The sequence below is a fragment of the Tenacibaculum sp. MAR_2009_124 genome, from assembly GCF_900105455.1.
Lineage (GTDB): Bacteria > Bacteroidota > Bacteroidia > Flavobacteriales > Flavobacteriaceae > Polaribacter.
Window position 1 is genome coordinate 1 of the sequence record NZ_FNSF01000005.1, and the last position, 15,864, is coordinate 15,864.

Here is a 15,864-nt window from a genome sequence, read left to right on the forward strand (position 1 = left end):
TCACATACACCATCGTTATCCTCATCATTACTATTTGGATTACATGGGTCTGCTGGATCAGGGTCTACCGTATCACAAATACCATCGCCATCTGCATCTGTATTGTTTGGTACACATGGATCCGTTGGATCGGGATCAACAGTATCACAAACGCCATCATTATCCTCGTTCATTACTATTTGGATTACATGGATCCGCTGGATCGGGATCTACTGTATCACAAATACCATCGCCATCTGCATCTGCACTATCTGGATTACATGGGTCTGTTGGATCTGGATCTACCGTATCACAAACACCATCATTATCTTCATCACTACTATTTGGGTTACATGGATCCGCTGGATCGGGATCTATAGTATCACATACGCCATCGCCATCTGCATCTGTATTATCTGGGCTACATGGATCATTTGGATCAGGATCAACACTATCACAAACACCATCGCCATCACTATCCGTTCCATTTGGAACACATGGATCTGCTGGATCGGGATCTACGGCATCGCAAATACCATCGCCATCCGCATCTGGTGCTCCTATTGGACATGGATCTGTTATATCTGGATCTACCGTATCACAAATACCATCTCCATCTACATCTGTTCCATTTGGTATACATGGATCCGTTGGATTTGGATCGATCGCATCACATACGCCATCACCATCGGTATCTGCTCCATTTGGACTACACGGATCTGTTGGGTCAGGATCTACTGTATCGCATACGCCATCGCCATCGGTGTCTAATGCATTTGGATCACATGGACTATTTGGATCAGGATCTATCGTATCACAAATACCATCACCATCGGCATCTGTTGCATCTGGAATACATGGATCTGTTGGGTTTGGATCTATTGCATCGCAATAACCATCACCATCTTCATCTGCACTATCTGGATTACATGGATTATTTGGATCGGGATCTATCGTATCACAAATACCATCGCCATCCGCATCTGTTGCATCTGGAATACATGGATCTGTTGGATTCGGATCTATTGCATCACAATAACCATCACCATCTTCATCTGCACTATCTGGATTACATGGATTATTTGGGTCGGGATCTATCGTGTCACAAATACCATCGCCATCGGCATCGCTTGCATCTGGAATACATGGATCTGTTGGATTTGGATCTACTCCATCACAATAACCATCGCCATCTTCGTCATTACTATTTGGATTACATGGATCTGCTGGATCTGGGTCTATACTATCACATACGCCATCATTATCCGCATCTATTCCATTTGGAATACATGGATCCGTTGGGTTTGGATCTACGGCATCACAAACACCATCACCATCTTCATCATGTCCGTTTGGAATACATGGATCGGTCGGGTTTGGATCTACACTATCACAGATACCATCGCCATCACTATCTGTTGCATCGGGTACACATGGATCCGTTGGATTTGGATCTACTGCATCACATACGCCATCGCCATCCTCATCGTGTCCATTTGGATTACATGGATCCGCTGGATCGGGATCTACACTATCACATACGCCATCATTATCTGCATCCGTTGCATCTGGTACACATGGATCACTTGGATCAGGATCTACACTATCACAAACACCATCGCCATCACTATCTAAATCTTCTGGACCACATGGATCTGTTACATCTGGATCTATTGCGTCACAAATACCATCGCCATCAACATCTGTTGCATCTGGACTACATGGATCACTTGGATCTGGATCTACTGCATCACAAATTCCATCGCCATCAGTATCGGTACTGGTTGGATTACATGGGTCGGTTGGATCGGGATCTATTGTATCACAAACGCCATCACCATCTGCATCCGTAGCATCTGGGCTACATGGATCGCTTGGATCGGGATCGATAGCATCACATACACCATCGCCATCAGTATCTGCACTTGTTGGATTACATGGATCAGTTGGGTCTGGATCTATTGTATCACATACACCATCGCCATCTGCATCGGTATTATCTGGAATACATGGGTCACTTGGATCGGGATCTACGGTGTCACATATACCATCACCATCTGCATCGGTATTGTCTGGACTACATGGATCCGTTGGATCGGGATCTATTGTATCACATACACCATCGCCATCTGCATCGGTATTATCTGGTATACATGGATCCGTTGGATTTGGATCTACAGTATCACATACGCCATCACCATCGGTATCGGTATTATCTGGTACACATGGATCCGTTGGATCGGGATCTACCGTATCACATACGCCATCATTATCTGAATCTACACTATTTGGATTACATGGATCCGCTGGATCGGGGTCTACGGTATCACATACACCATCGCCATCTGCATCTGTATTATCTGGTACACATGGATCCGTTGGATCAGGATCTACCGTATCACATACCCCATCATTATCTGAATCTACATTGTTTGGATTACATGGATCTACTGGATCTGGATCAATCGTATCACATACGCCATCACCATCCGCATCTGTATTATCTGGATTACATGGATCACTTGGATCGGGATCTATCGCATCACATACGCCATCACCATCACTATCTGTTGCATCTGGTAAACATGGATCATTTACATCATTATCTGTAATCGTTCCCTCTCCTTGTAAATCAGTGGTGGTTATGGTTTCAGGTGTTGGCGAGCCAATACTGACATTGCTCATCAACACATTATAAGTCTCACTAATTTCATAGACATTGTTGTCTATCGTTGTTATCGGAATCGTTACTGTTGTACTTCCAATAGGAATTGTATAACCTGCACTAGTTTGAGCCAAATAATCTGCTCCTACTTGCGCAGTATTATCAGATGTGGTCACATCTAAAGTAACGTCATACTGCGCTGGATTACTTAAGGTAGCGGTAAAGTTCGCTGTGGCTCCCTCAACTACTGTAATATCATCAATGCTTATTGTTGGGGCACTATCGCCTAAATCAGTGATTGTTCCTGCTCCTACTAAATCAGTCGTTGTAATTGCCTCTGATGGAGTTGATCCAATATTTATGTTACTCATTGTAACAGTATAGGTCTCATCTGTTGGCTCGTACGTAGTATCATTGATCGTTACCACTGGAATCGTTACGGTAGTACTTCCTGCGGTAATCGTATAACTTGCACTACTTTGAGCAGTATAATCATCTCCTGCTGTTGCCGTTCCATCACTCGTTGTTACATCAAAAGTAACATCATATTGAGAAGGATTGCTTAAGGTAGCGGTAAAGTTTGCTGTACTTCCTTCTGCAACCGTGATATCATCTATGCTAATCGTTGGGGCACTATCACCTAAATCGGTGATCGTTCCTGCTCCTACTAAATCAGTCGTTGTAATCGCCTCTGCTGGAGTTGATCCAATACTTACGTTACTCATTGTAACGGTATAGGTCTCATCTGTTGGTTCGTACGTAGTATCATTGATCGTTACCACTGGAATCGTTACGGTAGTACTTCCTGCGGTAATCGTATAACTTACACTACTTTGAGCGGTATAATCATCTCCTGCGGTAGTAGATCCATCACTCGTTGTTACATCAAAGGTAACATCATATTGAGAAGGGTTACTTAAGGTAGCGGTAAAGTTTGCGGTGCTTCCTTCTGCAACCGTAATATCATCTATGCTGATCGTTGGGGCACTATCACCTAAATCGGTGATCGTTCCTGCTCCTACTAAATCAGTCGTTGTAATTGCCTCTGCTGGAGTCGATCCAATACTTACGTTACTCATTGTAACGGTATAGGTCTCATCTGTTGGTTCGTACGTCGTATCATTGATCGTTACCACTGGAATAGTTACGGTAGTACTTCCTGCGGTAATCGTATAACTCTGACTGCTTTGTGCTGTATAATCACCTGGGGCTACTGCACTACCATCATTCGTACTTACATTAAAGGTAACATCGTATTGTGAGGCACTACTTAAGGTAGCGGTAAAGTTCGCTGTAGCTCCCTCAACTACTGTAATATCATCAATGCTGATTGTTGGTGCACTATCACCTGTATCAGTAATTGTTCCTGCTCCTACTAAATCTGTCGTATTAATTGTCTCTGGAGTTGGTGAACCAATACTTACACTACTCATTGTAACGGTATACGTCTCATTGGTTGGTTCATAAACAGTATCATCAATCGTAACTACTGGAATCGTTACCGTAGTACTTCCTGCGGTAATCGTATAACTCTGACTGCTTTGAGCGGTATAATCATCTCCTGCGGTAGCAGATCCATCACTCGTCGTTACATCAAAAGTAACATCATATTGAGAAGGGTTGCTTAAGGTAGCTGTAAAGTTTGCGGTGCTTCCTTCTGCAACCGTGATATCATCTATACTAATCGTTGGTGCACTATCACCTAAATCAGTGATCGTTCCTGCTCCTACTAAATCAGTCGTTGTAATTGCCTCTGCTGGAGTCGATCCAATACTTACGTTACTCATTGTAACGGTATAGGTCTCATCTGTTGGTTCGTACGTAGTATCATTGATTGTTGCCACTGGAATCGTTACCGTAGTACTTCCTGCGGTAATCGTATAACTTACACTACTTTGAGCGGTATAATCATCTCCCGCTGTTGCCGTTCCATCACTCGTTGTTACATCAAAAGTAACATCATATTGAGAAGGGTTGCTTAAAGTAGCTGTAAAGTTTGCGGTGCTTCCTTCAGCTACTGTAATATCATCAATGCTAATCGTTGGGGCACTATCACCTAAATCAGTGATCGTTCCTGCTCCTACTAAATCAGTCGTTGTAATCGCCTCTGCTGGAGTTGATCCAATACTTACGTTACTCATGGTAACAGTATAGGTCTCATCTGTTGGCTCATACGTAGTATCATTGATCGTTACCACTGGAATAGTTACCGTAGTACTTCCTGCGGTAATCGTATAACTCTGACTACTCTGTGCTGTATAATCACCTGGGGCTACTGCACTACCATCACTCGTACTTACATTAAAGGTAACATCGTATTGTGAGGCACTACTTAAGGTAGCGGTAAAGTTCGCGGTGCTTCCTTCTGCAACCGTAATATCATCTATGCTGATCGTTGGTGCACTATCACCTAAATCAGTGATCGTTCCTGCTCCTACTAAATCAGTCGTTGTAATCGCCTCTGATGGAGTTGATCCAATATTTACGTTACTCATTGTAACAGTATAGGTCTCATCTGTTGGCTCGTAAGTGGTATCATCGGTAGTAGCTATAGGAATAGTTACTGTCGTAGTCCCTGCAGTGATCGTATAACTTGTACTACTTTGAGCGGTATAATCATCTCCCGCTGTTGCCGTTCCATCACTCGTTGTTACATCAAAAGTAACATCATATTGAGAAGGGTTGCTTAAAGTAGCTGTAAAGTTCGCGGTGCTTCCTTCTGCAACCGTAATATCATCTATGCTGATCGTTGGTGCACTATCACCTAAATCAGTGATCGTTCCTGCTCCTACTAAATCAGTCGTTGTAATCGCCTCTGATGGAGTTGATCCAATATTTACGTTACTCATTGTAACAGTATAGGTCTCATCTGTTGGCTCGTAAGTGGTATCATCGGTAGTAGCTATAGGAATAGTTACTGTCGTAGTCCCTGCAGTGATCGTATAACTTGTACTACTTTGAGCGGTATAATCATCTCCCGCTGTTGCCGTTCCATCACTCGTTGTTACATCAAAAGTAACATCATATTGAGAAGGGTTGCTTAAAGTAGCTGTAAAGTTTGCGGTGCTTCCTTCAGCTACTGTAATATCATCAATGCTAATCGTTGGGGCACTATCACCTAAATCAGTGATCGTTCCTGCTCCTACTAAATCAGTCGTTGTAATTGCCTCTGCTGGAGTTGATCCAATACTTACGCCACTCATTGTAACGGTATAGGTCTCATCTGTTGGTTCGTACGTAGTATCATTGATCGTTACCACTGGAATCGTTACGGTAGTACTTCCTGCAGTAATCGTATAACTTACACTACTTTGAGCGGTATAATCATCTCCTGCGGTAGCAGATCCATCACTCGTGGTTACATCAAAAGTAACATCATATTGTGAGGGGTTGCTTAAGGTAGCAGTAAAGTTTGCGGTGCTTCCTTCTGCAACCGTAATATCATCTATGCTAATGGTTGGTGCACTATCACCTAAATCGGTGATCGTTCCTGCTCCTACTAAATCAGTCGTTGTAATTGCCTCTGCTGGAGTTGATCCAATACTTACGTTACTCATTGTAACGGCATAGGTCTCATCTGTTGGTTCATACGTAGTATCATTGATCGTTACCACTGGAATAGTTACGGTAGTACTTCCTGCGGTAATCGTATAACTTACACTACTTTGAGCGGTATAATCATCTCCTGCGGTAGCAGATCCATCACTCGTGGTTACATCAAAAGTAACATCATATTGTGAAGGGTTGCTTAAGGTAGCTGTAAAGTTTGCGGTGCTTCCTTCTGCAACCGTGATATCATCTATACTAATGGTTGGTGCACTATCACCTAAATCAGTGATCGTTCCTGCTCCTACTAAATCAGTCGTTGTAATTGCCTCTGCTGGAGTTGATCCAATACTTACGCCACTCATTGTAACGGTATACGTCTCATCTGTTGGTTCGTACGTAGTATCGTTGATTGTTGCCACTGGAATCGTTACCGTAGTGCTTCCTGCGGTAATCGTATAACTTACACTACTTTGAGCGGTATAATCATCTCCTGCGGTAGCAGATCCATCACTCGTGGTTACATCAAAAGTAACATCATATTGAGAAGGGTTGCTTAAGGTAGCTGTAAAGTTTGCGGTGCTTCCTTCTGCAACCGTAATATCATCTATGCTGATCGTTGGGGCACTATCACCTAAATCAGTGATCGTTCCTGCTCCTACTAAATCAGTCGTTGTAATTGCCTCTGCTGGAGTCGATCCAATACTTACGTTACTCATTGTAACGGTATACGTCTCATCTGTTGGTTCATACGTAGTATCATTGATCGTTACCACTGGAATCGTTACGGTAGTGCTTCCTGCGGTAATCGTATAACTTACACTACTTTGAGCGGTATAATCATCTCCTGCAATAGCAGATCCATCACTCGTTGTTACATCAAAAGTAACATCATATTGTGAGGGATTGCTTAAGGTAGCTGTAAAGTTTGCGGTGCTTCCTTCTGCAACCGTGATATCATCTATGCTAATCGTTGGTGCACTATCACCTAAATCGGTGATCGTTCCTGCTCCTACTAAATCAGTCGTTGTAATTGCCTCTGCTGGAGTTGATCCAATACTTACGCTACTCATTGTAACGGTATAGGTCTCATTGGTTGGTTCATACGTAGTATCATTGATCGTTACCACTGGAATAGTTACGGTAGTACTTCCTGCGGTAATCGTATAACTTACACTACTTTGAGCGGTATAATCATCTCCTGCGGTAGCAGATCCATCACTCGAGGTTACATCAAAAGTAACATCATATTGTGAGGGATTGCTTAAGGTAGCTGTAAAGTTTGCAGTGCTTCCTTCTGCAACCGTGATATCATCTATGCTGATCGTTGGGGCACTATCACCTAAATCAGTGATCGTTCCTGCTCCTACTAAATCAGTCGTTGTAATTGCCTCTGCTGGAGTTGATCCAATACTTACGTTACTCATTGTAACGGTATACGTCTCATCTGTTGGTTCATACGTAGTATCATTGATCGTTACCACTGGAATCGTTACGGTAGTGCTTCCTGCGGTAATCGTATAACTTACACTACTTTGAGCGGTATAATCATCTCCTGCAATAGCAGATCCATCACTCGTTGTTACATCAAAAGTAACATCATATTGTGAGGGATTGCTTAAGGTAGCTGTAAAGTTTGCGGTGCTTCCTTCTGCAACCGTGATATCATCTATACTAATGGTTGGTGCACTATCACCTAAATCGGTAATCGTTCCTACTCCTACTAAATCAGTCGTTGTAATTGCCTCTGCTGGAGTCGATCCAATACTTACGCTACTCATTGTAACGGTATAGGTCTCATCTGTTGGTTCGTACGTAGTATCATTGATCGTTGCCACTGGAATCGTTACCGTAGTACTTCCTGCGGTAATCGTATAACTTACACTACTTTGAGCAGTATAATCATCTCCTGCGGTAGCAGATCCATCACTCGTTGTTACATCAAAAGTAACATCATATTGAGAAGGGTTGCTTAAGGTTGCTGTAAAGTTTGCGGTGCTTCCTTCTGCAACCGTGATATCATCTATACTAATGGTTGGAGCACTATCACCTGTATCGGTGATTGTTCCTGCTCCTACTAAATCTGTCGTGGTTATCGAACTTCCTGTTCCTGTTTGGACATTACTTAAAGTAACAGTATAAGTTTCGTTTGTTGGTTCGTATGTAGTATCGTTTATTGTTACTACTGGTATGGTAACTGTTGTATTACCTGCAGTAATCGTATAGCTTTGGTTGGTTTGTGTAGTATAATCGTCACCACCAATTGCTGTTCCATTACTCGTTGTTACATCAAAAGTAACATCACAAGCTATTGCTTGACTTAACGTTGCCGTAAAATTAGCTGTAGTTCCTTCCGCTACCGTAATATCATCAATACTAATGGTTGGCACTGGATCAATTGTAATCTGAACAACATTACTCAATGCTGCACAAGTAACACTATTCAATAAAGATGAAGCTTCCCTTCTATACCACATATTTTGGGTAAGAACTCCCACATCATATGTAGTTCCTGTAGCCCCTCCTATTGGAGTAAAACTTGATCCATCAGTACTACTTTCCCATTGATAACTTAGTGTACCGCTTCCTGTAGAAGTAACTGTTTCGGTAAATGCTACTGGATCTTCTCCTGAACAAATTGTTTGATTTGCTGCTATGGTTCCTCCCGTTACATTATTAATTGTTAAGGTAGCTTCTGAAGTGGTTGCACTAGCACATACATTTTTTGTACTTGTAACTACCAATCTATATTTATTGGTTGAAGTTCCTATTAATGGATTTGTTAATGTTAAGCTTGCTGTGGTTGCATTGCTATAAATTCCTCCGTTCGTAATATCGTTCCACGCTCCTGCTCCTCCTACTTGTTCTTGCCATTGATATACCAAATCTGCCGTAGCTGCCGTACTACCACTATAATCTGGTGTTGTTGCTGGAGCCGTTCCTGTAAATGTTGTTGTACTTAATGAAGAAGCTGCTCCTGTAAAAGTTATATTTGTTCCTAGGCAAATTGTTGCATCACTTGGTTGGGTATCTACTTGCAATGTGGTAGCTTCCGTTTCATTCCCGTTTGCTCCGTCATAGCCACCGGCACCACCAGTTACTTGTCCGTTACTATCGAAACCAGTTCCATCTAAATCTCCATCTGAATCTCCGTCGGTTCCACCCGATTCTAAAACATCATTACAACCATCATTATCACTGTCTAAATCTAAATAATCTGCTGTTCCATCTCCATCGCTATCTTTTGGAATACAACTACTTCCTATTAATCCAAATTCTTCTATATGAACACTAGCGCCTTCTTTGGTAAGAATTCTTATATCTATATCAGTTACATTAAAATATGTTATGCCAAAAGAAAATTCCTGCCTAACTGGTCCTCCTCCAATAGCAGGAGCCGTAAAACTACGTGTGTATTGATTCCCATTTGAAGTAATTATAACCTCAAAATCTAAAACTTGCTGACCAGCTACTCCTAATTCATTATACATCAAAAACGCTGTAACCTCATCAACTGAATAGGGCATTACCAAATCAAAAACTAAGGGGACTCCATTAAACGTTCCATCCGTTCCACTTCCCCAATCTCCAAAACTACCACTAGCAGGATCACTTGGTGTTCCATCAATTAATCCTGGATTTCCTATTCCGTTAGCTACTGGTACATAGTTCGAAGAAACGGATGAGAAAAACTCCGCTCCAACTAAATCTGCATTGGTGTATTGCGAAGCTGCCTCATTACAATCTGTTATTCCATCATTATCATTATCTAAATCACAAGTATCAGCTACTCCATCCGAATCAATGTCTGCAAACCCTGAAACTGTCACATCACAACAAGCTGAACCGTCAGCTGAATCAGTTACCGCCGAGGTATTAGCCTGACCTCCTGAAGTCACTGTTGGAATTCCATCGACATCAACTCCTCCTGTTAACTCTCCTGAAGAGAGTTGTGTATAATTATAACTTCCAGCCGCTTCGATTGCATCATAACAGCCATCATTATCGCTGTCTACATCTAAATAATCAGGAGTTCCATCATTATCAGTATCCGGAGCAATACAATTAACTGCTATCTGAATTGCTCCTGAATTATTGACCGATTGTTCATAACTAATACTTACCGATGTCAATAAACTTGATTTAATGTTCCATAGTTTGTTATCATTAGAACCACTAACTGGAGAACCGAAAACAACTTCATTTGTATATACCCCTGAGGCAATGTTTAGAGAATTATCGGGATTATCTACAGTGAACGTTGCACCAGAGGAAGTTATCTTCCAAGTTTCACCATCATCAAACCAAGCTCCAGTAGTTTTAGAAAATGCTTCAAAACTAACTGGCGTATCAAACGTTATTGTCCAAACGGTTGGTACTGAAGGAGTATTATTATTATCTAAAGAGATATGTCCAGAACTATTATTAGACCCTGTAAAACCACCTGGTCCAGTTAAGGAAGTTGTAAAGTTAACCGTTTTTCCTCCTATTAAAATACTCCCATTAGATAAAGTAGAATCCCAAATTTGCCTTGTCGTACATGCCTGTTCATTACTATCTAAGATCCCATCATTATCATTATCTAAATCACAAGAATCAGCGATACCATCTGAATCAACATCTGCAAAACCTGAAACGGAAACAGCGCAACATGCTGAGTTATCAGAAAAATCTGTTACGGCGGCTGTTGTTGCTTGACCTCCAGAAGTGACTGTTGGAATTCCATCAGCATCAACTCCACCCGTTAACTCTCCTGAAGAAAGTTGTGTATAATTATAACCTCCGGCTGCTTCCAACGCATCATAACAGCCATCGTTATCGCTGTCCAAATCTAAATAATCAGGAGTTCCATCTCCATCTGTATCATCATTATGCGATGTTCCATTTAAATCTGTATCTTCATCAAGTGTTAAAATACCATCGTTATCATCATCTTTATCCAAGTAGTTTGGAGTTCCATCACCGTCTGTATCATCGTCTGTATAATCAGAATTTCCATTTAAATCTTCATCAACATTTAAAACGCCATCACAATCCAAATCAAAAGATGGGCATGCATCTGGACATGAAGCCCCATCATTAGAGCCACTCGCGGTTCCTGTTAATAATAACGTTGCCACTGGAGTCGCTCCGTCGTAATCATTAATCTTAAAAAACTCACCTGTAGTATTCCTAAATACATATAAATTACCTTCTACATCACTAAAAGCAGCACCATAAGCTCCAGAAGAACCCGCTAAGCCTGTAACAATTTTACTAGTTATTGTTATGGGGTTCGTAGTCAAATCTGATTCATAAAGTACATTATTACTAACTCCATAGGCTTTATTACTAATAATAGTAAAGTCTGCAAAATTATCATTGATTCCAGTAATAGGGATCAATGTATACGTCATTGTTGACAAATCAGCTCTTATATAGGCTCCTGCATTTTGACTTGAAGATCTAGCCCATAAAATGCCAGCTCCATCAAAATCAAGTGCATTTGGAGCATAAGATAGTGGAGTACCCCCATCTGTAATTTGTCCTAAATCAATCGAATTTCCATCTTGTCCAATTCTAACGATATTAAAACTAGAAGCCGTGATTCCATAAAGAAACCCATCTATTGAGTTATAACCTAATGTATTCGTAGTTGGAACGGGAGTTCCTACCACATTGTAATTCCCTGTTTCTGGATCCATTATATTTAACACCCCACTTAACACTTGATAAAAGCCAGGGGTACAACCTACAGGATTAACTGCGTCTCTATAATCAACATCTTCAGTTAATACATCTCCATCAACATCTGGGAAGTTATCATTTTGAGTGTTATCGAAACTACCGTTTACATCGGTATAATCGTCACCATTATCATAACTATTATCTAAACCATTTGTTCCTACAGTACCACTTAAAGTTAAGCCTGCTTCCGTTGTATCATTTCCGCCTTCATTATCTGAATCTAAATCTAGAATATCTGGGTTATCTGTACCATCAGTATTTACCGGAGTTAATCCTCCTAAATACGCAGAATTTATACCGTTATTTGTTAAGTATGTTGCTGCACTATCTGTATTAGGAGCTATATACCCTGTTGTAGTTTGCGCTTCAATATTGTCAGGAATACCATCATTATCACTATCTAAATCTTCTCCATTCGACTTTCCATCTCCGTCAGTATTTAAACATGGCACTATTACAGAAACTTTTACATCAGAAGCCGTATTTCCTACATCCATTGTTAACGTTAAATCACTAACTTGCTCAATTCTGATACTCCAATTCGTTGGATTCGAAATTAGTGGATTTACAGTTATTGAATTTCCTGAATGTGATATTATTCTTAATTCATTCCCTGGATCATACACTTTAAAACTACCTGAAGTACTTGAAAAAGTCCAAGTATCTCCTGTATCAAAATTAACACTTGCATTCGTTGCCGCTGAAATTGTAAAATCGGAAGCATTTGAAGTCGATAATGAAACAGAAGCTCCGTTGCTCTGTAAGGCCATATTACCATTATTATCTGTGTTAGCGGCACTTACTGTTCCTGATGCACTTTGGGTTACTGTTGTATTTGCAACCACATAATTTTGAGATGTTCCAGAAAGTCCTGAGAACTGCATTGCAGAAGAATTAAAACATTCGACGGAGTCTAAGACACCATCATTATCATCATCTAAATCACAGGTATCAGCTACACCATCGCTATCATTATCTGAAAAACCAGATACCGATACCTCACAACAAGCACTGCTATCAAAGTAATCGGTTACTGCAACGGTTGTTGTTTGACCTCCAGAAGACGTCGTAGGAACTCCATCGGAATCCACTCCTCCTGTAAAAGCCCCTGAAGATATTTGTGTATAGTTGTAAGATCCTGAAGCCTCTATAGCATCATAACACCCATCATTATCAGAGTCTGTATCAAGATGATCAAGTACTCCGTCTTCATCAGAATCACATAACCTTAATTCTATAAAATATTGGTTGTTCCCAGTAGCTCCTGTTGAGAAAAATTCAATTCGCTTCGCCCCCGTAGTTTTCGCAACCCATTCAAATCTCACTCCATTTGTTGTTTCAGTTCCGCCCGTTGGATTATCGACATAATATGTATTTCCACTATTTGAAGCAACGAAATCATCAACCAGAGTTGATGTATAATCAAATTCTACCCCATCTAATGAAATAAACCCATCTCTTAATCCCTGACTCAATGATCCTCCATGGGCTACAGTTACATAAGCTAAATCGGCATAAGTACCAGACAACTCAAAAGTTGTACTTCCTTCCGTAGCATTTGTCTTCCAAGCGGTGCCTCCTGAATTCGTGGAACCATTCGTAACTGTTACTAATAGACTTCCTGTCGGCAAGCCATATAAACTACTAATATCATCATTAGTAATGCTATAATTAGAGGCATTACCTCCTGGTGGACTTGATAAATCCACAGGTGTAATTTTAACTCTAGCACATTCATCATTATCTAGAATACCATCATTATCATTATCTAAATCACATGAATTTACAATTCCATCTGAATCAATATCATCAAAACCAGATACTGAAGCATCACAACAAGCGGTACTATCCGTTGGATCAGTAACGGCTGCTGTATTGGTTTGCCCTCCTGACACAGTTGAAGGAACACCATTTCCATCAACTCCTCCTGTAAAAGCTCCATCAGTTAATTGCGTGTAATTATATGAACCTGCAGCCTCTAAAGCGTCATAACATCCATCACTATCAGAATCTACATCTAAATGATCATAGATTCCATCATTATCACTATCACAAATTCTATATTTAATTCGTAATAATACTCCATTTTGAGAACTAGTAGCTGCACCTCCTGATAATATACCAGAGGTCAATTCAATGTTATCTCCTCCTAAAATTTCATACCTAGGAAAATTAGTAGTTGTATTTCCCGCACCTCCTACTGGGTTAGTTACACCTTGAGAAACTATATCTAAACCAGTAACGGGTGGAGTTGGCTGCAATAAAGCACCACCTGATGGATTAAAACTAACATACTCTCCATCATTAAATTGACCATCATACATTAATGAAATTGCTTCAAATGATTCAGTAAATAAAACCTCTACTTTTCTAGTTCCATTAATAGCATTAGCAACGGTAAGCCAAGGGCTTCCTGCGGATCCAATTAAATTTGATGTTGGAGTCGAAGAACCAGTAGAACTAAACTTTACCGTTACTCCTATTCCATTCAATTCTGGTATCCCTAAAACCGCGCCCATATCAGGTATTGTTTGCCCTGATGCTTGACTTATCCCTGCATCTGTTAACCCTAAATCTGCCCAATTTATGTTTAACGTAACCAATCCACATTCATTATCATCTAAAATACCATCATTATCATCATCTAAATCGACAACATCTTCGATACCGTCTCCATCCGCATCAGGATAAATTGTTACCGTTAAAGTTGACTGGGTACATAAAGGAGTTGGGTCAGAAGTATCACAAATTTGATATGTTATTACGTCTGTTCCCATTGCCGTTGCCGTTGGAGTATAATCAATAGTTCCATCATTATTAACAACAATGCTACCTTTTGAAGTTGTATTTCCTCCAACAATTGTAATAGATGTCAAATCTAAATTCCCATTAGGGTCTGTATCATTACCCGCCAAATCAATATTAGACGCCACTCCTTGAACAGCCTCTCCAACATCATCACTACTAACTGGATCGTCATTAGATTTCACTCTAGCAATAAACATTACCGAGTGAATTTGATCTGCTCCAGTCTGAACCTGTAAATTTATAGATGTATCTCCATTCGTAATATAAGGTGTTATGATATACTCATCTACATCCATACCATATCTAGAAGGAGAAGTTGCTATATTTGCGGGAGTACTTACTTCATCATGAACAGCACCAAAAGCCGTTCCTAAAACATTCGCTAATTGATTACTATTAACCACAACTCCCTCATCTGTATTTGTGGGATTATTATCTCCTTCAAAACTATATGTTACCAAACTACCCTCCAGAGGCAAACCGACATTTAGCGAGCTCAAAGTAAACGCAGCCGAAGCATCTTTTCCTGATCCATTATACAGCAGCTTTAAACCATCATAAATATTGATATTATATGTTCCTGTTATACCAACGGTATCTTCATAAATCACAGCTAACAACCAGGTACCTGTAACCGTACTAAAATTATACCAAGGAGTACCCGATGTATTTTCGATATTAAGATTAGTCATGGTGTAATTTCCAGAACCTCCAGAAGACACAATAGAGGTTACATCCGAAACATATGAGAAATAAGTTTCTGTTGCATCAAAATGATCTGCATAACTATTATCCGCTACTACCGTATGTGAAGCACCCAATGGATCCTGAAAAGTAACGGTATTATCTTGTGTTGCATTTCCATGCGCCCAGTAAAGATAAGCCTTTACTATAGAAGCACCTCCAGGAACCGTAAGACTAGAAGTTGCAGATGTTGAAATTGAGGCATTAGTTACTTGAGAAGCAGGTGTTCCTGAGTTATCAGTTGGTTGATCTCTAAAAGAAGAACCTGCCAAAGCGTAGTTAATTCTCCCTGAAAAAACATCTCGATTTGTTATACTTTGACTATACAATAAAGTCGTAAAAAGCATACATACAGCAACTATTACTGCTCTTTTTTTACTGAAATTCATAACCAT

At 40.5% G+C, this 15,864-nt stretch carries 1 protein-coding gene; it reads right to left on the reverse strand.

Annotated features, from left to right (window positions below):
• Positions 1-159 precede the first annotated feature (159 nt).
• Positions 160-15,858, reverse strand: a complete 15,699-nt coding sequence (locus BLW23_RS11095; RefSeq protein ID WP_176829801.1) for a Calx-beta domain-containing protein — start codon at positions 15,856-15,858, stop codon at positions 160-162.
• Positions 15,859-15,864: the final 6 nt, after the last annotated feature.

Coding starts and splice junctions, on each gene's coding strand:
- BLW23_RS11095 (WP_176829801.1), bottom strand. CDS start 15,858: ATGAATTTCAGTAAAAAAAGAGCAGTAATAGTTGCTGTATGTATGCTT.